19 protein-coding genes and 1 riboswitch are annotated in these 21635 nt (G+C 57.9%); of the genes, 11 read left to right on the top strand and 8 right to left on the bottom strand.

Going from position 1 to position 21635, the window contains the following annotated elements; genetic code table 11:
* Nucleotides 1-52: 52 nt before the first annotated feature.
* Complete coding sequence (locus tag AM218_RS01430) at nucleotides 53-847, bottom strand: CHAD domain-containing protein (RefSeq protein WP_054411168.1); 795 nt, start codon at nucleotides 845-847, stop codon at nucleotides 53-55.
* A gap of 315 nt (nucleotides 848-1162) precedes the next feature.
* Nucleotides 1163-2209 (bottom strand): Holliday junction branch migration DNA helicase RuvB, encoded by a 1047-nt coding sequence (gene ruvB / locus AM218_RS01425; protein ID WP_044515211.1) that lies wholly within the window; start codon nucleotides 2207-2209, stop codon nucleotides 1163-1165.
* 401 nt (nucleotides 2210-2610) lie between these two features.
* Here ruvB and AM218_RS01420 point away from each other — a divergent pair, with 401 nt between their 5' ends.
* Nucleotides 2611-3597 carry a hypothetical protein gene (locus AM218_RS01420; protein WP_157547463.1) on the top strand — a complete coding sequence of 329 codons (987 nt, stop codon included), beginning with the start codon at nucleotides 2611-2613 and terminating at the stop codon, nucleotides 3595-3597.
* A gap of 6 nt (nucleotides 3598-3603) precedes the next feature.
* Here AM218_RS01420 and AM218_RS01415 read toward each other — a convergent pair whose 3' ends face one another.
* A complete protein-coding gene (locus tag AM218_RS01415; RefSeq protein ID WP_082318008.1) occupies nucleotides 3604-3930 on the bottom strand; it encodes an HIRAN domain-containing protein in 327 nt (108 codons plus the stop codon).
* A gap of 118 nt (nucleotides 3931-4048) precedes the next feature.
* On the opposite strand from AM218_RS01415, the gene AM218_RS01410 reads away from it, so the two are divergent.
* Both AM218_RS01410 and AM218_RS01405 read left to right on the top strand, forming a co-directional pair.
* Nucleotides 4049-4510 (top strand): DUF4268 domain-containing protein, encoded by a 462-nt coding sequence (locus AM218_RS01410; RefSeq protein ID WP_054411161.1) that lies wholly within the window; start codon nucleotides 4049-4051, stop codon nucleotides 4508-4510.
* A gap of 29 nt (nucleotides 4511-4539) precedes the next feature.
* Nucleotides 4540-4884: a hypothetical protein gene (locus AM218_RS01405; RefSeq protein ID WP_054411159.1), complete on the top strand. Its 345-nt coding sequence runs from the start codon at nucleotides 4540-4542 to the stop codon at nucleotides 4882-4884.
* A 138-nt stretch (nucleotides 4885-5022) separates the two neighbouring features.
* On the opposite strand, the gene AM218_RS01400 is transcribed toward AM218_RS01405, so the two are convergent.
* Nucleotides 5023-6255, bottom strand: coding sequence for an acyl-CoA dehydrogenase family protein (locus AM218_RS01400; protein WP_054411157.1), 1233 nt, complete (start codon nucleotides 6253-6255; stop codon nucleotides 5023-5025).
* A gap of 201 nt (nucleotides 6256-6456) precedes the next feature.
* Here AM218_RS01400 and AM218_RS01395 point away from each other — a divergent pair, with 201 nt between their 5' ends.
* A complete protein-coding gene (locus AM218_RS01395) occupies nucleotides 6457-8193 on the top strand; it encodes an APC family permease (protein WP_054411155.1) in 1737 nt (578 codons plus the stop codon).
* Between the two features lie 140 nt (nucleotides 8194-8333).
* On the opposite strand, the gene AM218_RS01390 is transcribed toward AM218_RS01395, so the two are convergent.
* Complete coding sequence (locus AM218_RS01390) at nucleotides 8334-10820, bottom strand: TonB-dependent receptor (RefSeq protein WP_054411153.1); 2487 nt, start codon at nucleotides 10818-10820, stop codon at nucleotides 8334-8336.
* Nucleotides 10821-10881: 61 nt separating this feature from the next.
* Nucleotides 10882-10989: riboswitch (TPP riboswitch) on the bottom strand.
* A gap of 207 nt (nucleotides 10990-11196) precedes the next feature.
* Here AM218_RS01390 and AM218_RS01385 point away from each other — a divergent pair.
* Nucleotides 11197-11442: a hypothetical protein gene (locus tag AM218_RS01385; protein WP_044515229.1), complete on the top strand. Its 246-nt coding sequence runs from the start codon at nucleotides 11197-11199 to the stop codon at nucleotides 11440-11442.
* A gap of 218 nt (nucleotides 11443-11660) precedes the next feature.
* Here AM218_RS01385 and AM218_RS01380 read toward each other — a convergent pair whose 3' ends face one another.
* Genes AM218_RS01380 through pnuC form a run of 3 tightly spaced genes read right to left on the bottom strand, consistent with a single transcriptional unit; the run spans nucleotide 11661 to nucleotide 13707 of the window.
* Nucleotides 11661-12533, bottom strand: a complete 873-nt coding sequence (locus AM218_RS01380; RefSeq protein ID WP_054411151.1) for an aldose 1-epimerase family protein — start codon at nucleotides 12531-12533, stop codon at nucleotides 11661-11663.
* Nucleotides 12534-12535: 2 nt separating this feature from the next.
* A complete protein-coding gene (locus AM218_RS01375; RefSeq protein ID WP_054411149.1) occupies nucleotides 12536-13087 on the bottom strand; it encodes an AAA family ATPase in 552 nt (183 codons plus the stop codon).
* On the bottom strand, nucleotides 13084-13707 hold the full coding sequence (pnuC, locus tag AM218_RS01370; RefSeq protein ID WP_082318007.1) for a nicotinamide riboside transporter PnuC: 624 nt from the start codon (nucleotides 13705-13707) through the stop codon (nucleotides 13084-13086). The genes AM218_RS01375 and pnuC overlap by 4 nt, the downstream gene beginning before the upstream one ends.
* Before the next feature lie 110 nt (nucleotides 13708-13817).
* Between pnuC and AM218_RS01365 the strand changes: the two genes are divergently transcribed.
* The 6 genes from AM218_RS01365 (at nucleotide 13818) to AM218_RS01340 (ending at nucleotide 21526) form a co-directional block, all read left to right on the top strand.
* Nucleotides 13818-14141 (top strand): rhodanese-like domain-containing protein, encoded by a 324-nt coding sequence (locus tag AM218_RS01365; RefSeq protein ID WP_054411146.1) that lies wholly within the window; start codon nucleotides 13818-13820, stop codon nucleotides 14139-14141.
* An 18-nt stretch (nucleotides 14142-14159) separates the two neighbouring features.
* Nucleotides 14160-16697 (top strand): ATP-dependent helicase HrpB, encoded by a 2538-nt coding sequence (gene hrpB, locus AM218_RS01360; protein WP_082318006.1) that lies wholly within the window; start codon nucleotides 14160-14162, stop codon nucleotides 16695-16697.
* 225 nt (nucleotides 16698-16922) lie between these two features.
* The gene (guaB, locus tag AM218_RS01355) at nucleotides 16923-18395 is read left to right on the top strand and encodes an IMP dehydrogenase (protein WP_054411144.1); all 1473 of its coding nucleotides are present in this window, start codon (nucleotides 16923-16925) and stop codon (nucleotides 18393-18395) included.
* Between the two features lie 198 nt (nucleotides 18396-18593).
* Nucleotides 18594-20744 (top strand): PP2C family protein-serine/threonine phosphatase, encoded by a 2151-nt coding sequence (locus tag AM218_RS01350; RefSeq protein WP_157547462.1) that lies wholly within the window; start codon nucleotides 18594-18596, stop codon nucleotides 20742-20744.
* A gap of 14 nt (nucleotides 20745-20758) precedes the next feature.
* Complete coding sequence (locus AM218_RS01345; RefSeq protein WP_044515245.1) at nucleotides 20759-21088, top strand: STAS domain-containing protein; 330 nt, start codon at nucleotides 20759-20761, stop codon at nucleotides 21086-21088.
* 27 nt (nucleotides 21089-21115) lie between these two features.
* The gene (locus tag AM218_RS01340) at nucleotides 21116-21526 is read left to right on the top strand and encodes an ATP-binding protein (protein WP_054411140.1); all 411 of its coding nucleotides are present in this window, start codon (nucleotides 21116-21118) and stop codon (nucleotides 21524-21526) included.
* Nucleotides 21527-21635 lie beyond the last annotated feature (109 nt).

Here is a 21635-nt window from a genome sequence, read left to right as displayed (position 1 = left end):
CTATACTGCCCACGGTATAACCGGCTACTTCCTGATATACAGGATGCTTACCTTATTTAGAACTCCAGTAAAATGTTGATTTGGGTATAACAGCATCAATCAGGTGAACCAGCAATTTCCGGTTTGCCGATACCTGCTGTCTAACTTTTTTGAGTTGGCGCTTTTCGCCTGAGCTTACGCCATTGCGCACGGCCTTTTTCAGATGCCGAGTAGCTATCTGATAGTCGTGCCATTTTCCTAACAGAACGCGCAAATCATTCTTCTTTCGATTTAACTGGACATTATCTGAAAAGCCCGCACCTTCCTGCAGATACGCAAACTGCTGCAACTTCTTCCGCAAGAAATGGAATTCAGAATTTTTTCGTCTATTCTTCCTAACAACATGCCTTATATTTTTTTGCCTTTTTCTGGCGTAATTAGCCCATTTTTTACTGTTAATTTTCGTGGCATATACAATTATTTTACGCAAGCTTTTTTTAAGCCCTTTAATTAATTTATTATTTATCATCTCAAAATAAGACTCCTTTTCCTTACCTATCTTTTCTTGCAGGCTGCTCCGATAATCCGTAAGCAGATCAGCCCGGATGTATTGCCGGAGCATGGCTTTCTCTACCTGCAGCTCCCTCACCTTTCCGGCCTGCCGAAACACAACTTGATAAGGCTTGAATATTTTTTTCGGGTGGAAGCCCTTGGCGTAGTAGTGAATCAGGCCTAAATGTGCCTGTAGCTTCTTAATTTCTACCCGCAGTTGATGAAACGTGGCTTTGCGGGCAGCATCCGGAGGCTGCTTTACCAGGTACCGAATGGCCTTTCCCCGTTTTTTCAGGTATCTGACAATGGCTTTCATATAGTCCCGCTATTTACTGACCGGCGGCCGGCCCGCGTCCGCCTTCATTCATACGAAGCGGAATTAATCGGAGTCTATAAACTCAAGCATCACTTTGAATAACCCGGATGAGCCAGGCAGTGTGCTGATGCCAGGTGACAGTAAGCTATGCTTGAAATCTGCCCCAATATTATTTTATATAAAAAGACTTAATTACTCGCCCATAAAATTTTCAACTCCAGACATATTTTCAATAATAATATACAAACAGAAAGCGGCGGAAAGACCACACAAGGTGGTGCTTTCCGCCGCTTTCTGCACAAGCGTAATTTAACTTTAGCTAAATAGCTCGCCCGTGGCCGTATTGCCGCGCAGATGCTGCGGCATGGTGCGGCCCAGGTGCTGATAGGCGGCTTCGGTGGCTTCGCGGCCGCGGGGCGTGCGCTTGATGTAGCCTTCCTGAATAAGGAAGGGCTCGTACACTTCCTCAATGGTTTCGGCTTCGTCGCCGCAGGCGGTGGCAATAGTGCTCAGGCCTACGGGGCCACCCTTGAACTTGTCGATGATGGTGAGAAGGATGCGCTTGTCCATGTCGTCGAGGCCGCGGGCGTCTACGTCCAGCGCGCCGAGGGCGAAGTGGGCAATGGCCTGCGTGATGGTGCCGTCGCCTTTCATCTGGGCAAAGTCGCGGGTGCGGCGCAGCAGGTTGTTGGCAATACGCGGGGTACCGCGCGAGCGGCGCGCAATTTCGTAGGCCGCATCCTCATGAATGGGCGTGTTCAGGATTTCGGCCGAGCGCTGCACAATGCTAGTAAGCAGCTTGGCATCGTAGTACTCCAAACGGGAGTTGATGCCAAAACGCGCCCGCAGCGGCGAGGTTAGCAGACCGGAACGGGTGGTAGCCCCGATGAGCGTGAACGGCGACAACGAAATCTGCACGGAGCGCGCATTCGGGCCCGAATCGAGCATGATGTCGATGCGGTAGTCCTCCATGGCCGAGTACAGGTACTCTTCCACCACAGGGTTCAGGCGGTGAATTTCGTCGATGAACAGCACGTCGTGCGGCTCCAGGTTGGTGAGCAGGCCGGCCAGGTCGGAGGGCTTGTCCAGTACCGGGCCACTGGTCATTTTGATGCCGGAGCCCAGCTCGTTGGAGATGATGTGCGAGAGGGTGGTTTTGCCCAGACCGGGAGGCCCGTGCAGCAGCACGTGGTCGAGGGCCTCGCCGCGCTGCTTGGCCGCGCCCACGAATACCTTCAGGTTTTCCACCACCTTATCCTGGCCCGCGAAGTCAGCGAAACTTAAGGGCCGCAGGGCTTTATCAATGTCTTTTTCGGTGGCGTCCATATTGTCGGCGCCGCCGGTCAGATAAGATTCACGCATATGCAAAAAGAGCGGAAAGTTGAGTGGCAAGATAACACCTGAGGGCCGGGAAACGTCCCCGGTTTTAGCAATTTTTTTAGCAATGAATCAGTAGAAAACCGCTGTATTACCAATTTAATTAGCAATTAGTGGAAATAACCATCTTACAAAGCTACAGACCGTCATGTCGAGCGAAGTCGAGATATCTCGCGTGCTGATGTTGTTGGAAAATGAACGTCATGCTGAGCGCAGCCGAAGCATCTCTACCGCTTCGTTATCTAGGTATACCACACTAGCGAGATGTCTCGACTCCGCTCGACATGACGGTCTTGTTTTGGCCGGAATATTTGACAGTTCACGCAGCTTTAAAAAGGCTTTAGAGAGGCGCAATACCGTACTTTTGCAGGCAATTATCTTACCTCATGTCTGATTTCACTCCCACGGGCGCTTCGCTCCAGCAGCTACCTCCTCACGCTTTTTCGCAGCTTTCCCCCGCGCTTTCCTTGCTCGGTATGGCCTGCACGCAGCTGTTCGCTACCGAAGCCTCTCCCCTACCCGCAGCCGTGAGCAGCCTTACCCGGCTGGATGCGGCGGCCGTAGCGCAGCTGAATGCTATTCAATCTACTGAGGCGCTGCAGGAGCTATTGAATACCCGCCCGTTGCGGCTATATGACTTTGTGCTGGTAGGCCGCGCCGCCCTGCACAGCCCGCTGGCCGCGCCGGTCCGCCAGTTCCTGCGCCAGCAGATGCAGGTAGAAGGTGAGCCGCTTGCGGTGCTCTGGGACTATTGCCTGGGGCTGACGGCGGCGCTGGAAAACGCCCTGGAGCAGCTTATTGCCGGCCCCAGCGGCGCGGCCGCCCTGGCCCCGCTGCGCCACCGCCAGCAGCAATTGCAGCACTTGTTTGATGCGCACAGCCGTAGCCTCATACCGCCTGCGCCCGCTATTGTGACGCTGGGGTTTGATGAGGCCCGGCTGCAGATGCTGCGCCTGGCCTTGCTGCTGGTACAGAGCCTGCCGCAGACCGACACCGAGCATCCGTTTCTGCAGGCCGTAGCGGCCCTGCCTAATCTGCAGCCCGCGGCGGTGGAAGCTATGATGGCGCGCCTGGGCGGCATTACGGCCACTGAGCGCCTGCCGCTTTCTATGCCTGAGCTAACGCTGCTATACCAGGCCATGCATGTGTGCGGTCTGGTGTTTGTATCCGATGTGATGAGCAGCCTGGGGCTGGAAGGCGCTATGCCCATGGCCGAGGCGGACGCTACCACGGGTACCTCGCCCGGCAGCAGCCGACAGGCCGTGGGCGCGCTGGTAGCCAGCTTCACGCAATGGGTGCAGCGCGAGTTCGGGGAGGAACCGGCCATTCAGCAGGCCCGCCAAGAAATTTTTGGCTTAACGGAATTGCTGTAACGGATTCTACCGGTTCAGCAGCACTTCAATTTCCAGGTGCAGCCAGTCGTCTTCCCAGGCTTTGTGCGTGAGGCGGGCGCTGAGGTTGAAACCGGCATCGAGCAGGCGGGCAATGGTTTCGTTGCGGCCTTCGGGCAGGTAGCCCAGCCAGAACGGGGGTGTATCGGTAGTAAGCACGCGCACGGCCCAGTCATCGTAGGCACTGTCGGGCTCCCGCTGCAGGGTAAGAGCCTGGCCGGGTTGCAGCTTGGGTTCATAGGCCGGCAGGCCTTCGCGGTGGGTGGTGCCGGCAATCAGGCATTCAAGCAAGACAAGCGGAGAAGCTGCGGCCATAAAGCAAATGGAACAACGAATGAAGGCGTAATAATAACACGCCGGCCGGTAAAACTACCCATATGCCCCACTCCCCTAAACCGTAGTATCCCGCATCAGTCTGATATTTTTACCCCCGATGTATAGCAAAACCGAAGTAACGCAACTGCGCCAGGCCTTCTGGACCACGTTTGGGCAGTATATGCAGCCAGTGCCATCGGCTGAAGGCCTGCCTGCCAACTGGATAAGTTATAAAACCGGCCTTAAGCACGTGTACTTCCGCCTGCAGGCCGATGGCAAGCGCGCCAGCATCGGTATTGAGCTGACGCACCCGGACGCGGACATGCGCGAGCTGTTTTTTGAGCAGTTTCAAGCGTTAAAAGCAATGCTGGAAGAGACCCTGGGCGAAACCTGGCAATGGGAGCCCGATACGCAGGATGCCAACGGCCAGGCCATCGGCCGCATTTATCAGGAGCTGGCCCCCGTAAATCTCTTCAACCGCGACGACTGGCCCAGCCTGATTTCGTTTTTCAAACCGCGCTTGATAGCGCTGGATGAGTTCTGGAGCACAGCGCAGTATGCCTTTGACGAGCTGCGGTAAGGCTGGGAATTATTCCTTTTATTGGCCGGATGAAAAAGCTACTATCTATTCTCGCATTAGTATGTGTAGCCATCGGCTGCTGGGCTTTCTATCCAAAAACCAGTGCTGAATCCGGTTACATGATGCTGTTATTAGACTCTTCCAATCAGCTGACGATTATTTATCCAAACGGACAAGAAGAACGGCAGACGATAAAACTGAAGTTCAAAGGCCCCTCGCCACAAGTCCAAGTGCTGATAAAGTTGAATGAGCTACGCAGCCAAGGCTGGACAGTGGCGCAGATGCATATTTCGGAATACAGTACACCTGATCCTAGCTTCCCTAAAAGCCCGGATCATACTCGGTCTGAAACCTATTTGTTGGAAAAGCGCTAACCCAGTATCTCTTAAAGATTATTAGTCTTCGGGGCTATATCAACTTTAGCGCGTTTTGTATCTTCTGAGCAGCACATCATAAAACAGGGAAGCCGCTTCATAATGAAGCGGCTTCCCTGTTTTATGACACTGGATTATTTACTTAAACGCCTGAAGGCCGGTGATATCGGCACCGGTAATCAGCAGGTGGATATCGTGGGTGCCTTCGTAGGTCACTACCGATTCCAGGTTCATCATGTGGCGCATAATGGGGTACTCGCCGGTAATGCCCATGCCGCCGTGAATCTGGCGGGCTTCGCGGGCAATTTCCAGGGCAATTTCCACGGAGTTGCGCTTGGCCATCGAAATCTGGGCCGAGGTGGCTTTGCCTTCGTTTTTGAGCACACCTAAGCGCCACACCATCAGCTGGGCTTTGGTGATTTCCGTGAGCATTTCGGCCAGCTTTTTCTGCTGCAGCTGGAAGCCGCCAATAGGCTTGCCGAACTGGATGCGCTCCATGGAATACTTCAGCGCCGACTCGTAGCAGTCAATAGCCGCACCGATAGCGCCCCAGGCAATACCGAAGCGGGCGGAGTCGAGGCAGCCCAGCGGGCCTTTCAGGCCGTCGATGTTGGGCAGCAGGTTTTCCTTGGGCACTTTCACGTCCTGGAACACCAGCTCGCCGGTGCAGGAAGCGCGCAGGCTCCATTTGTTGTGAATTTCGGGGGTGGTGAAGCCTTCCATGCCGCGCTCCACAATCAGGCCTTTGATGCGGCCATTCTCGTCCTTGGCCCACACCACGGCCACCTGGCACTCGGGAGAGTTGGAAATCCAGAGCTTGGCGCCGTTCAGCAAGTAATAATCACCCATATCCTTGATATTGGTGGTCATGCCGCCGGGGTTGGAGCCGTGGTCGGGCTCCGTGAGGCCGAAGCAGCCCAGCCACTCGCCGGAGGCCAGCTTAGGCAGGTATTTCTTGCGCTGCTCCTCAGAGCCATAGGCGTAGATGGGGTACATCACCAGGGAGCCCTGTACCGAGGCGGTGGAGCGCATGCCGGAGTCGCCGCGCTCAATTTCCTGCATAATCAGGCCGTAGCTGATGTAGTCCAGGCCGCCGCCGCCGTACTCGGCGGGAATAGTGGGGCCGAAAGCGCCGGCCTCGCCAAACTTGCGCACAATTTCCGAGGGGAAATGCGCGTCCTGGGCCCATTTCTCAATGTTGGGCGAAATTTCCTTCTTCACGAAGTCGCGGATGCTCTGGCGGATGAGCTTGTGCTCCTCGGTCAGCAGGCCGTCGAGGTCGAAATAATCGGTGAAGCCGGCGGCATTGGTAGAGCCGTGATGATTCGAGGCTTTGGCCTTGGGGGAAAGAACGTCAGCTTGCGAAGACATAGTGCGGGTTTGGGTGGGGATGAATAGCCCAAAGATAGGGATTCTGGGATGGTGAACAGGCACCTGGCCGCCTTGGTTTCGGCAGAAAGCCACCCGCTTGCCCAGGCAAAACCGACTGGATTTCCCGGTTCCCGTATGTACTCCAGCGAATTTCTTGGTAAACTTCCTCCCTAAATAATTCTATCCACTCTTTTCCTCCCCATGAGCCACCCTAAAAAGCTGAGCGAGCTGGAAGCCACGGCCATCTGCGGCAACGATATTTCCTCCTCCTGCCTGTACGTGTCGGCGCTGGCCATTGCGTATGCCGGCCAGTATGCCTTTGTGGCTTTGCTCCTGGTGGGGGCCGTGCTGTTTCTGTTCCGCAAAATTTATGGCGAGGTAGTAGGCGCGCTGCCCCTGAACGGCGGCGCCTACAACGTGCTGCTGAACACCACCAGCAAGCGCAACGCCGCCCTGGCTGCCTGCCTCACCATTCTATCGTACATGGCTACGGCCGTGATTTCGGCCAGCGAGGCCATGCACTACCTGCACACGCTCTGGCACGCCCTGCCGGTTATTCCGGCCACCATGGGCCTGCTGGGGCTGTTCCTAGTGCTTACTCTGCTGGGCATGTCAGAGTCAGCGAAGGTGGCCGTCATTATCTTTCTCACGCACATCGGCACGCTTATACTGCTGGTGGCCGCCGGCGTGTGGTACCTGTTCACGCACGACCTGGACACCCTCTCACTAAACTTCCACACTCCCCTGAAAGGCAGCCTGACCACGGCTTTGTTCTTTGGCTTTAGCGCCGCCATGCTGGGCATTTCCGGTTTCGAAAGCTCCGCCAACTTTGTGGAGGAGCAGGCACCCGGGGTGTTTGCCAAAACGCTGCGGAATATGTGGATTGTGGTGAGCTTTTTTAACCCCGTTATTGCCTTTCTGGCCATTGCTGCCCTGCCGCTCACCTCGGTAGACACCCATACGGAAACCCTGCTCTCGCACCTGGGTGATACCACCGGGGGCCGCTGGCTGGGCATTCTGATTTCCGTTGATGCCGTGGCCGTGCTGAGCGGGGCCGTGCTTACTTCTTTTGTAGGCGTAAGTGGCCTGATGAAGCGAATGACGCTGGACCGGATTCTGCCGCAGTTTTTCCTCAAGGAAAACCGCCGCAACAGCAACTATGTCATTCTCATCACCTTCTTCCTGCTCTGCATTTCAGTACTGCTGATTACCAACGGCGAGCTGGGGCCGCTGGCCGGGGTCTACACCATTTCTTTCCTGTCGGTAATGGCCTTTTTTGCGCTGGGCAACTTCCTGCTGAAGAGCAAGCGGCCCCAGTTGCCCCGGCCCGTATACGCCAGCATTCCAACGGTATTGCTGGCGCTGGTGGGCGTTATTATTGCGCTCTACGGCAACATCAAAATCCACCCCGATTACCTGGTGGTGTTCCTGCAGTATTTTATTCCCACCATGGCGCTGGTGTATATCATGCTCAACCGCATTGCCATTCTGAATCTGGTACTGGCCGCCGCAAAATCCTTAGCTGAGCATTCCCCCCGCGTATCGCGCCTGGCCCGCCTGTCTATCCGCCGCATGCTGCGGGATTTGAACGAGCAGGAATTTGTGTTTTTCACGAAGGGTGATAATGTGGAAAATCTAAATAAAGTACTGGCCTACGTGCAGGAAAACGAGTTTACGCACCGCCTGAAAATCGTAACCCTGCTGCAGGAAGGCGAAAAGGTATCCCCCGAGCTGCTCACTGATATCCGCGTACTTGACCGGGCCTACGGCGACCTGGATATTGATTTTGTAGCCCGCCCCGGCCACTTCGGCCCCGACCTGATTGAAGCTTTGTCCCAGGAGTGGAAAATCCCCAAAAACTTCATGTTCATCGGCTCCCCCGGCGACCGGTTCCCCTATCATATTTCCGAGCTGGGCGGCGTGCGGCTGATTATCTGAATCACGGATTCGTCGGATTTTGTGGACGGCTTTGTATTTATAGACACAGTTGTTTTTAAATGAAAAAGCCTCGCAGGTTGCGAGGCTTTTTTTTGGACTGACTTGAATTGGCAGAGAGTGTAGAAACCTACCGAGTGTGGTTAAAACTTCACCCCAACTGAGGCCAGAAAATTGCGGGTAGCCTGGGGGAAATACCAGTTGAAGGTTTGCTGCTCGCCGGTAGTATCGGGGTACCCGTAGGTATAGCCATTGGCCACATAATTGCGGTTGAGCACGTTATTTACCAGCACACCCAGTTCAATTTCCTTTACTACCACCGGCCGAATGGTGTAGCGCAGGCGTAAATCCATTACTTGGTAGGGCTTAATGCGGCGGTCCTCGCTGGTAGAGTTATCCAAGTATTGGCGGCTCACGGTTTTGTAGAGTAATGCCACGCGCAGGCCTTTTAGCGGCTGCCCCTCCAGCGTGTGCGCTGAAATGGTGGAAGGGGAGTAAGAAACAGTGGTTGTCCGGGCCTGATCGGCCACCACAGGCTCGTAATTGGCGTTGTAGGTCACGTCGCGGTAGTTCAGGATGCGGTTCCGGCTCAGGGTGAGGGTGCTGCTGAGGCTGATTTTATCCTGGGCCGAGACAAAGCCCGTCAGCTCCAGGCCGGTGCGGTAGCTGCGAGCTACGTTGGTCCGCAGTGCAGTGCCTACATCATTTAGTTGGCCGGTAGCTACCAGTTGGTTGCGGTAGCGCATGTAGAAGTAGTTGGCCTCGAAGCGCACAGCCGTATTGGTACCTAACAGGCTCAGAGCGGGTTGGGAGAAGCGGTAGCCGGCTTCATAATCATGGAGGCGCTCGGCTTTGGCTGTCTGGTCGCCGGCGGGGCGGTCTGTGAAGTCGGCGCGGACTGGTTCCCGCTGCCCTACGGCGTAGCTGGCATACAGCTGCTGGCCGGTGCCTACGGCAAAGGTGGCCCCTGCTTTCGGGTTGAAAAAGGTGTAGCTGGCCCGGGTCGTTACGTTGTTCTGGTCGTCTTCTATCCCATCAATCTGATACTTAATGTGGCGCACCTGCACATCACCATATACGCCCAGGCGGGGCAGCACCTGCCAGGTAGCGCGGGCGTAGGCGTTGTAATCGGTTTTGGTGGCGTCGTTGAAGTAGTAGCGGTGGCGCATGCTGCCATTGGAGGTGTACTGCGCCCAGATGACCTCGCCGTAATGGTCGTTGAGGAAGCGGTTCCAGGCTCCGCCCACGGTGGCCTGCAGCTTATCATTCGCCTGGGGCTGGTAGTTGAGGGCAAAGGTGCCGCCGTAGAAATAGTTATCCAGCCACTTGCGGTCAATCAGGTTGGTCCGCTTGATGGTAGTGTCGCCAAGCACGACATTGGCCAGACCGTAGTTGGCCAACTTCCGGTTGGCGCGGTAGCTTTCGTAGTAGCCAAAACCGCGCGTGAGGTGTAGCGCCGCGCCCAGGTTCCAGTCCTGACCTAGGCCCTGCGAAAGGTGGAGCTGGTAGTGGTTCTGCTGGTAGTTATCGGTCTGGTTGTCGTAGGTGTAGTAGCTGTAGCGGCGGCCTTCCTGCAGCACCCGCGCCGCATCCACCTCCGACAACTCCCCATTATCAATGAATTGCTGTAGTAGTTGCCGGTTGCCGGTTATAGCGGGCTCGGGCACGCCGTTCCAGGCCTGGTAGGTCTTCTCCCGCCCTGAGAAGGTGATGAACTTGAGCAGCGTGTTTTTCTGCTGATACCCCGCCGACAGATAGTACGACTTCAGATCTGACGACGCCCGGTTCATGTACCCATCGGAGGCAATGCGCGAGAGGCGCCCATCCATGGTAAAATGCCCGTTGAGCAGGCCCGTGCCGAAGGACACATTGTTTTTCCAGGTGTTGAAGGAACCGTAGGTATTCTGAGTTTCGCCGTAGGCCTCTGGGCGCATTTCCAGGGTAGAAATATTGATACTGGCCCCAAAAGCAGCGCCGCCGTTCTGGCTGGTACCTACGCCCCGCTGCACCTGAATGCTGTTGATAGAGGAAGCCAGATCCGGCAGGTTCACCAGAAACGAGCCGTGGGACTCCGGGTCATTCAGAGGCACCCCGTTGATGGTCATGTTGATGCCCGTGTTGCTGGTTCCCCGAATGCGGATATCCGTGTACCCCACACCCGCGCCGGCATCAGAATTTACTATTACCGAGGGCGTCTGATCCAGCAGATACGGTAAATCCTGCCCAAAATTGCGCTGGGCAACTTCCTGCTTGCTCACGTTGGTGTAGGCTGTAGCGGTGCGCTCGTTGGCGCGGGAAGCCGTTACCAGGGCCTCGCCGGTGAGTACGCCACCGGGCTGCAGCGCCGGGCTTACCCGCTGCTCCCGGGGCTGGCCCTGCACGCGTTGCTCCAGGGCCGTGTAGCCCAGAAAGCTAATGCGCAGCACATGCGCCCCGGGGGGCACTGCAGGCATCAAAAAAGCACCCGTGGCATCGGTAGTTCCTACCACGGTACCATCCAGCAAAATGGTGGCGCCGGGTAAGGCACTGCCCGTGCGGGCATCCGTTACCTGGCCGGACACGGGGCCTTGCGCCCATGCCGTACCGGATAGCGCCAGAAGCGCCAGGCCAGTCATCAGAAAATTTTTCAAGGATGAAAAAAAAGAAAGAGTGGAACGGACCTGGTGCCAGGGGTCGGCACCAAAAGGTTTTTCGCTCGCGGATCGTTTGTTCCCTTCGCCGGCATTACCCGGGCAGGTTCAATGGGTATGATCTCAGCCCCGCTGCCACTCCCGGCATGGGGCACCCCTAAACTGTGGGGCAAAACTAGAGCGCCCGGCGCCGAGTTCCAAACCGACGGGCTATAAAGCACTACTCCTCTTTACTTTTGCCTGAAAATCAAGTAACTTAAGGTAAGAACAAGGAGCCATAACAAAATACGGGCAAGCGAGAACCAGCACCTACGCGTGTTCGTTAGCGTAGTAAAAGCTCTGGTCTTTCTGTGCGTTACACCTAAGTCTCCCCGCCATGATCAGCCTTGTCTATACGCTCGTGGTACTCGGTATTCTGGCTTACTTTATGGTGATGCCACGCCGCCGGTTTCAGCGCCCTCCCTTCCCCGATAACGACGACGACGGAGGCGAACCACTGGACGATGGTTTACCGGATCTGGACCTCCCGCCCGGCATTACCCGCCCCATCAATGATTGGGAACCCGACTACAACCGCCGGCCCCGCACGCCGGTGCGCCCCAACCAACCCATGATTATCTGACGGCAGCGCCGGACGCACGTCGGTTTTCCTGACTTCTTGCTACAGCCTTACCGGCTGCCCGGAACATCATACGGCTCTTAGGAGCCGTTTTTCATTTCTACTGACTCCGGGAAACTCTCCCTAATCCGGAAAAAAATCACCGGCCTTTCGGGCCGTGGCCCAGGACATAAATATCAGCAGCAGTTAGCGGGCTGATGTACACTGCCGCTAGTCCAGCTTTATTCAACCGTGATGCTGTAAGACGTCACGAACTCCTGGCCGGGACCGAGCGTGAGAATACCTTCCTTATCGGCCAGCTCGCCGGTGTCTCCTACGGAGCTGGCAATGCCGTGCCAGGGCTCTATGCACACAAAGGGCGCGCCGGTCTGCTTGGTCCACAGGCCCAGATACGGAAATCCATCAAAGCGCAAACGCACGGCCCGCTCGGAGTGGCGGCTGCGCAGGGCCAGGTGCGTGAAATCGAAATGCTTTAGCACCACGGCATCCTGCTCAAACAGCGGGTAGCTTAGGGGCAGCTTCTGTTGCTGGTCTAGCAGCGGCTCCGTTTCTCCATTCAGCAAGCCACCTTCCAACAGGTGCCGCTCCAGGGTAACAGGGTGGTCGAACTCAAAATAGTAGTCTTCAAACTTCTCATCAGGGAGCAGCGGGCAGCGGAACGCGGGGTGGGCACCAATGCTGAAAAGCAGCTCGCCGCGGCCGGGGTTGTGCACTTCCCAGCCAATGGTGAGCATGGGGCCAGCCAGCCGGTAGCTGATGATGAGTCGGAAATCGAAAGGGTAGCGGGCCAGGGTGGCTTCGTTGGGGCGCAGCTCCAGCACTAGTTCGGCGGCGGTTTGGCGCATCAGGGTAAACTCCTGGTCGCGGGCAAAGCCGTGCTGGGGCAGCTGATACGTTTGGCCCTGGTAGGTATAGGTATCCTGCGGGAGGCGGCCCACAATGGGGAACAGCACCGGCGCGTGGCGCGCCCAAATGGCGGCATCGGCGGGCCAGATGTATTCCAGGTTATCGAGGTCTTTGCGGATAAAGCTGCTGAGCTCGGCGCCGTGGGCCTGCACGGTTACGCGGCTCAGCTCGTTTTCAAGAATATGCATCGTTAGACTTTAGCTATGGAATACGCTGCCTGGGGTGCCGGGGCGGCGAGGAGTTCATCTACCAGAAAGCAGGCCTGCTCCAGGCGCTGGGCGGGTGTGCCGCTGATATCAGCAAACGGGGAAATGCTTTCCTGCAGCTCACGGCGGTACATCTGGTGGAAGTGCTGGCGCAGGTTAGGGTGCTCCCGCAACGGGTCGGGCTCCCAGGGCAGGTCTACGTTCAGGAGCAGCACCAGGTCGTAGCGGTGCCGCTGCAGCTCCTGCAGAATCCACTCCGGGCAGTAGCCAAAAGCATGTTCGCTCCAGATTTTAATCACCAGCAGGTCCGTGTCGCAGAACACCACGCGCGAGGCCTGGGCCGCGGCCTCTTCTTCGGCGGCCAGCTGGCCCCGGGCAATTTGCTCCAGGTCCGCCAGCGTATACTGAGGCCCATTTTTTTCCAGGTAGGCGCGGGCATACTCGGGGGCCCAGGTGGTGCGGTAGTGGGCAGCCAACTGCTGGCTGAGGGTGGTTTTGCCCGTAGATTCGGGGCCAGTAAGGGAAACGCGAATCATGCGGACAAGGTAAGTTCGGCGACCGGGCGGCGCAGCATCAGCTGCCGCCATTCCCAGTAACCGTAAGCGGCCAGAAACAGATAAACCAGGTATAGTCCGCTGGTGAGGTACAGGTCTTTGTGCCAGTACATGGCCACGTAGGCCGCATCTACGAGCACCCAGAGTATCCAGTTCTCTATTTTTTTGCGGGTGAGCTGCACCTGCGCTATCAGGCTGATGGCCGTGGTGGTGCTGTCCCAATAAGGAATGGCGGCATTGGTATACTGCTGAAACAGAAAGCCCGCGCCCACCGCATACGCCAACCCCACGGCACTTAAAGCCAGCCACAGGCGGCTGTTGGTACGGGTTACGGGCAGCTCCCGGTGCTGAGGGCCGCCGTGCAGCCACTCATACCAGCCGTACACGCTGAGGGTAATAAAAACCACCTGCAGCCCTACATCGGAATACAGGCGGGCCTGCAGGAAAACCACCACGTACAGCAGGCAGCTGACAATGGCTACCGGGAAATTCCAGATGGAATTGCGGGCCGCCAGCCAGACGCAGGCAATGCCCGTGAGTACTCCCGCCACTTCAATCGGGCTACTGGCCAGCACCGCCGACCACACTTCAGCAACAGTCACAAATCAGGCGAAAAAACCGGTAAACACACATGAACGAACCGAAGGTAGAAAGTCCGGGGTTAATTTTGCGGATCAGGGTGAGTAGTCATCCTGCCGGATAACTGCTTTTTATGCTCCCCGAACTCACTCCCGAAGCTCTCCAGACCCGCCTGCAGGAAGGTCCCGCCGCGCAGCTCGTAGATGTCCGTCAGCCGGAAGAATACGACTTTTGCCGCATCGAAGGCAGCCTACTGATTCCCTTAGGCGACCTGCCCGGCCGCGTGGCAGAGCTGGCTACCGACAAGCCGGTGGTGCTCATTTGCCATCACGGCGTGCGTTCCATGCAGGCGCTGGCCTACCTGCAGCACCGCCACGGCCTGACCAACCTGCTGAATCTGCGCGGCGGTATTCACGCCTGGAGCCTGCGCGTAGACCCTTCCGTGCCGGTATACTAACCTTCTTTTCTGCCCCGCGTGCAACTGCCTGATTTACCCATTCGCGTTGCTCTTCCCGAGCTGCTGGCCGCCCTGCAGGAGCAACCGTGCGTGGTGCTGCAGGCCCCGCCCGGCGCCGGCAAAACCACGATTGTGCCGTTGGCTTTATTAAATGCCGACTGGATGCCGCCCACCGGCCGCATCATTGTGCTGGCGCCCCGCCGCCTGGCGGCCCGGGCAGCGGCCACGCGCATGGCCCAGCTGCTGGGCGAGCCGGTAGGCCAGACCGTAGGCTACCGCATGCGCCTGGAAAGCAAAATATCGGCCCGCACCCGCATCGAAGTCGTAACGGAAGTGATTCTGACGCGCCAGCTGCAGGACGACCCCGCCCTGGAAGGCGTAGCAGCATTGCTGTTTGACGAGTTTCATGAGCGCAACCTGCAGGCCGACCTTGGCCTGGCCCTAGCCCTGGATGCTCAGGCCGTACTGCGGCCAGATCTGCGAATTCTGGTGATGAGCGCCACCCTGGATGCCGAGCGTTTGGGCCGGTGGCTGAGCGCACCCGTGGTCAGCAGTTTGGGGCGCATGTTCCCCGTCGAAACCAACTACCTGTCGCCGGCCCGAGCGGCAGCGGCCAGCCGCCGCCCGCATGAGCTGCTGCAGGATTTGGCGCCCGTCATCATCCGCGAAGCCCTGGCCCACCACCCCACCGGCGACGTGCTGGTATTTCTGCCCGGCCTAGCTGACCAGCGCCGCGTGGCGGAGCGCTTGACGCCCACCCTGGCTGCTACCATTGATATCCATCTGCTGCACGGCGAGCTGCCCATGGAACAGCAGGATGCCGCCCTGCGCCCCGCTCCCGCCGGCCGGCGCAAGATTGTACTGGCCACCAGCATTGCCGAAACCAGCCTCACCATTGAGGGCGTCACCATTGTGGTAGATTGCGGCTTTGCGCGCGTACCGCAGTTTGAGCCCCGCACGGGCCTTACCACGCTGGCCACCGTGCCCGTAAGCCAGGCCGCTGCCGACCAGCGCCGGGGCCGGGCCGGGCGCCTGGGTCCTGGTACCTGCTACCGCCTCTGGACCGTCGCCGACCAGCAGCACCGCCCCCATCACCTGCCCCCCGAAATCCTGACGGCCGACCTCAGCAGCCTGGCCCTGGAACTGGCCCTTTGGGGCACCCGCGACGCTGGAACTCTGCGCTGGCTGGATGCCCCACCTGCCCCGGCCCTGACACAGGCCCGCGAGCTTTTGTTACGCCTGCAGGCCGTTACTACCGATGCGTTGCCCACTCCACACGGCCGGGCCCTGGCCGGGTTGGGGCTGGCTCCTCGCTTGGCGCATTTAGTCGTGCGCGGCAAAGAAGTGGGCCACGGGGCTACCGCCTGCGCCCTAGCCGCCCTGCTCACGGAGCGCGACATTCTGCGCCCCGCCGATGGCTCCTTTGGCCCCCCGGACCTGCGCCTGCGCCTGGAAGCTCTGGCCAGCGGCCGCGCCCCCCTACCCGGCCTGCACCCCGATGCGGCCGCCCTGCGCCGCGTGCGGGAAGCAGCAGCCATGCTCCGGTCCCGCATCGGGGTAAGCTCATCCGCCCTGGAGCCCGATGTAGCCGGTTTGCTGGCGGGCCTGGCGTACCCGGACCGGCTGGCCCAGCGCGAAACACCCGAGCGGGTACGGCTGGTTACCGGCCAGCGGGCCGCCTTGCCGGATGAGTATTTCAGCAAAACCGACCTGTTCTTCGCCGTTGCGCACCTGGATGGCACCGCCACCAACCCCAGAGCCGGACTGGCGGCTCCGTTAGACAAAGCCGAGCTGGAGCAATACTTCGCCGACCAGATTACCACCACCGAGGAAGTGCGCTGGGATGAGGCCACCGGCCGCGTTACCGCGCGCCGGCTGCGGCAGCTGGGGGCCCTGCGCCTGAGTGAAAGCAGCCTGACCAACCCCGCCCCCGAAGTAATTCAGCAGGTGGTGTTGGAGGCTTTGCAGGCAGCCGGCATTAGCCGTTTGCCCTGGTCGGAAGCCGCTACGCAGCTGCGTGAGCGGCTGGCTTTCCTGCATCACCATAGCCCTACGGAGTGGCCCGATGTTTCGGATGAGGCACTGCTGGCGGCCCTGCCGGAATGGCTGGGGTTGTTTTTGGACAATGTGCGCTCCTGGGCCGAAATTCAACGCATCGATTTAGGCGAAGCCCTCTTGAACTGGCTGCCGGAAGGCTGGGCTCAGCGCCAGGCCCTGGACCGGCTGGCGCCCTCGCACCTGGAAGTACCCACCGGCACGCGCATTCGGCTGGACTATGCGGAGCCAGCCGCGCCGATACTGGCGGTGCGCCTGCAGGAAGTGTTTGGCCTGCTGGATACGCCCACCGTGTATAATGGGCAGGTGCCGCTCACGCTGCATCTGCTCTCACCCGGCTACCGCCCGGCCCAGGTTACCCGCGACCTGCGCAGCTTCTGGGCTGCCGGCTATTTTGAGGTGCGCAAGGATTTGCGGGGCCGCTATCCCAAGCATTATTGGCCTGATAACCCCCTGGAAGCGCCCCCTACCCGCGGCACCAAAAAGCAGAACGGTCTGTAAAATTTCTTGTGGGCATTTTTTCGGCGAAATTCCGGGCAGCAGTTATCTACTGGATAAAATCAGCAGCAAAATCAGCTTCTGACCTTTCAGAGCGGCTTTTTACGGCTTTTCGGCAGCGGTTGAAAGTAGCTTCCCTTCACAAACCCAAGGCCCCGATAACGCGCAACCCAACTTTTCGTCGTAATTTTATCCGGCAATAAGAATCACCTAATACTTCTTGTTGCCATGGCTGACTACGCTGCCAAAATTGCCTTCGAGGCGCTTACTTACGACGACGTCCTGCTGCTACCTGCCTATTCGGAGGTATTGCCCCGCGACGCCGACACCAGCACGCAGCTGACCCGCAACATCCGGTTGAACCTCCCCTTCGTTTCGGCGGCCATGGATACCGTGACCGAAGCCGAAATGGCCATTGCTATGGCCCAGGAAGGCGGCATTGGCGTCATCCACAAAAACATGAGCATCCGGGCCCAGGCCGAGCTGGTGCGCCGTGTGAAACGCTCGGAAAGCGGCATGATCCTGGATCCGTTTACGCTGGCGGAAAATGCCACCCTGGGGGACGCCCGCAAGCTGATGCGCGACAATAAGATTGGCGGCATTCCGATTGTGGACGGTCAGCACCGCCTGAAAGGCATTCTGACCAACCGCGACCTGCGCTTTGAGAAAGACATGACCCGCGCCGTATCGGAGGTGATGACCCGGGAGAAGCTGGTAACGGCCATGGCGGGCACCGAGCTGGCCCGCGCCGAGGACATCCTGCAGGAATCGAAAGTTGAAAAACTGCCGGTGGTGGATACCGAAGGCCGCCTGGTGGGCCTGATTACTTATAAGGACATCCGGAAGCGCCGCCGCTCGCCCAACGCCTGTAAAGATGAGTTTGGCCGCCTGCGCGTAGGCGCCGCGGTAGGCGTAACGCCTGATTTACTGGAACGTGTAAAGGCCCTAGTAGAAGCCGGCGTAGATGTGGTAAGTGTGGATACCGCCCACGGCCACAGCAAAGGCGTGCTGGATGCCGTGCGCAACATCAAGCACCACTACCCCACCCTGGAAGTTATAGCCGGCAACGTAGCCACCGCCGAAGGAGCCCGCGCCCTAGCCGATGCCGGCGCTGACGCCGTGAAAGTGGGCGTAGGCCCCGGCTCTATCTGCACTACCCGCATTATTGCTGGTATTGGCGTACCCCAACTCTCGGCGGTGATGGAAGCTGCCCGCGGCTTGGAAGGTACCGGCGTGCCGCTGATTGCGGATGGGGGCGTGAAATTCTCCGGTGACGTGGTGAAAGCCCTGGCCGGTGGCGCAGCCTCTATTATGATTGGCTCCCTGCTGGCCGGCACCGAGGAAGCGCCCGGCGAGGTCATCATCTACGAAAGCCGCAAGTTCAAAAGCTACCGGGGCATGGGTTCTGTGGAAGCCATGGAAGAGGGCTCGAAAGACCGGTATTTCCAGGATGCCGAAGATGACATCAAGAAGCTGGTGCCGGAAGGCATTGTGGGCCGCGTGCCATACAAAGGTGGCGCCGGCGAGGTACTGTACCAACTGGCCGGAGGTTTGCGGGCCGGTATGGGCTATTGCGGAGCCGCTACCATAGAAAAATTGCAGGAGGCCCGCATGGTGCGCATCACCGGGGCCGGCCTGCGGGAGTCGCATCCCCACGATGTGCAGATTACCAGTGAGTCGCCTAACTACAGTAGCCGCTAGGCCCTTGCAGGTGTTTAGATAAACCACAACAGGCAGCCAGATTGGCTGCCTGTTGTGGTTTATAGCCAGCTGAATTTTTCCCGCACTATATATTTTAGCCCCCATACTTCGGCGTAGTGGACGAAAGGGCTGTATATTGCCCTTCCTGCGCCGGACCCTTTGCCTGGCGCCGGAAGGTTTTACCGTGTTTACGGTAATTTGTCTTTGCTTTTTCACTCCACGCTTACCTCCGCTTCGGCGTATTTCTGTTCTCTGTTCATGCTCCAAAAGCAGCCATTGAAGTCCTTGGCGTTGCCACTGGCATTAGTAAGCTGGGTTGCTTTGCTGCTCACCACGCTGCTGCGGGCTAATCCCACGCTGCTGGCCATAGAATTGCCGGCCTGGCTCACACTACTGGCCCAGGGTGTTTTTGTGGGCAGTGTTTTTGTGTACCAGCGCTACCAGCCCGACCCTCTGCGGGGAACGGATTTTGTGGGGGTGCTGCGGCGCCTGCTCAAGGGCCCGGGTTTGTTGGCCATCATTTGCGTGGGTCTGCACTTACTGGAGCGGCTGCTACAACTGCAGCTGGGCATAGCCGACCGCACCCTGTTTGCCATCATCTACACCCTGAACTTGGGGCTGTTTGTGCTGTTTCTGGCCCACACCTGCTACACGTGGCGGTCGTTGGTGCTGTTTCGGGCTTCGCCTACCGTCCATAGTCAGTGGGCCTTGTTTGAGGTGCTGCTGGGCAGCACCCTACTGCTCCGGCTGGTAAATGTGCAGCTGCCGCTGTTGGCCGCCGGCATTATTCTGGGCGCTTTGGGCGTGTTTGGGGCATATCTCAGCAGCCACCAGCGGTGGGTGGCTTACCTCAACCGCCGCCAGAAGTGGGAGGTTATTCTGCTGCAACTGGGCATACTGCTGGCGCTGGGCGTCTTCACCATCTATTTCCTGCGCATCCGCCAGGATCCGCAATTGGTAGCGCCCCACCCCCAGCATGCCTTCTTGTTGCTGACGGTATTCTTCGCCGCGTTTTATGCCCTGATGGGGTTGCTCGTTACGCTCTTTAACCTGCCCACAGCTGGCATATTTGAGCAGAAGCGCGAGGAAATTATGAGCATGCAGCGCCTGACGCAGCAAATCCAGCGCGGGCAGTCGGAACTCGAGATTTACAGCTCCCTGTTTGATGCCGCCCGCCAGACGGTGAATGCCGAAGCTGCCTGGCTGCGCATAGATAGTCTGGAAGGGGAACCCTACAGCCGCCTGGAGCTGATTACGGAGGCGCAAGGCCAGGCAGTGGAAAACCTGCTGAAGGATTATAACATCAGCGGCATAGAATACCTCAACAACGACTTACCCGGCAGCAGTGGCTTCCGGGCCCTTGACCTCCCGTTTGGCTCCCTACTGGTGCTGCCCCTGCGTTCCTCCAAACATGCCTACGGCGACTTATACCTGCTGCGCCAGACCCGCCAGGGCTTTGACCGGGAAAGCCTGAGCGTGCTCCAGACGTATGCCAGCCAGACCATTCTCAGCATTGAAAACCTGCGCCTGCTGCAGGATTCCATTCAGAATGAGCGCTACAAAGAGGAGCTGAAAATTGCCAGTTCCGTGCAGGAAAGCCTCATTCCCAAAACACTTCCTACTGATAACTGGTTTGAAATCAGTTCCCATGCTTTAGCGGCCAAGGAAGTAGGCGGTGATTTTTATGACTTCCTGCACCTGCCCGGCAAGGGCTTGGCTATTCTGATCGGGGACGTATCGGGTAAGGGGATTACGGCGGCTTTCCACATGGCGCAGATGAAAGGCATCTTTCATGCGCTGATGCAGGAAAATCCGCTGGCCAAAGACGAGAAGGAGCGGTTTCCGCTGCCCAGCAAGTTTATGGCCATGGCCAACCGGGCTCTGGTGCATTGCCTGGAGCGCTCCTCCTTCATCACGGCCACGCTCTACATTGTGGAGTATGAAAGCGGAGGCTTTGTGTTTGCGCGCGCCGGCCACTGCCACACGCTGTATTACCACTCTTTGAAAGAGGAAGTGGCCTTTTTCCGCTCGGCCGGCCTGGGGCTGGGCATCATCCGCAACGACACGTACGATAAGTACATCAAAAACCAGTTCTACGATTACAACCCCGGTGACGTGATGGTGATTTACACCGACGGCATTGTGGAGGCCCGTAACGCCGAGCAGGAAGAATATGGCGAGGAGCGCCTGCGCCAGATGCTGGAAAAGACCTATTATCTGCAGGCTGACGAAATCAAAGAAGCCATTCTGGAGGATTTAGGCGAATTCAGCTACGGCCAGCCTATTCACGACGACCAGACCCTGCTGGTAATCAAATTCAAAACGGCCCAACCAGCCACTCACCCCTAACGTACAGAAGTGTTATGAAAATAACTCAACAGACTTCGGAAAATACCCTCACGCTTACCCTGGACGGAGAACTGGATGCCAGCTCATCTGTTCTGCTGGATACGGAGCTCTCCCAGCCTGACATTCTCAATAACAAAAAGGTGCTGATTGACTGTCAGCGGCTGAATTACATTTCTTCGGCCGGCCTGGGCGTATTTATCTCGCATCTGCAGCGTTTTCAGGATGCCGGCGTGAAACTGGCTTTCTTTAACATGCAGGAGAAGGTGCACAACGTATTCGAAATTCTGGGGCTGGATAGTCTGATGACTATTGTACCATCGGAAGCCGAGGCAGTTGCCTTATAATTCTTACCTGCTAACAACGCCTCTGAAATGAAGAACGCAATCCGAATCAGTTGCAACCGAAGCAATCTGAAAGTGGTGCGCGACTTCGTGTCCGGGTACTTAGTGGACTACGGCCAGAATGCCGTGCAGGTAAACCAGATTATTCTGGCCATAGACGAGGTAGTAGCCAACCTGATTATTCATGCCAACGCCGAAGATGCCAATCAGTACCTGGACATCCGGCTGGACATGCACAACAAAACCTTCACCATTGAGCTGCGCGACCAGGGCATTTCATACTCGCCCACCACTTATCTGGAGCCAGACCTGCTGGAGCATATCCGCACCGGCAAGAAAGGCGGGGTGGGCATGACGCTGGTCAACCGCATCATGGATCGGGTGGAGTTTACCCACAGCGGCAACTATAATATCTGCCGCCTGTACAAGACGCTGGCCTGAACCTACGGCTCTGAGGCTGTGTTGAGCACCCTGTTCCCCGCAGGGTGCTTTTTTATGGGCTGGACGGGCAGAAAAAAATCCGTAAAATTGCGGTAGTCAGCTTCTCCGG

The organism is Hymenobacter sp. DG25A (assembly GCF_001280305.1).
Lineage (GTDB): Bacteria > Bacteroidota > Bacteroidia > Cytophagales > Hymenobacteraceae > Hymenobacter.
The sequence above is the reverse complement of the archived record's forward strand: the minus strand, read 5'-3'. Positions and strand labels throughout refer to the sequence as shown.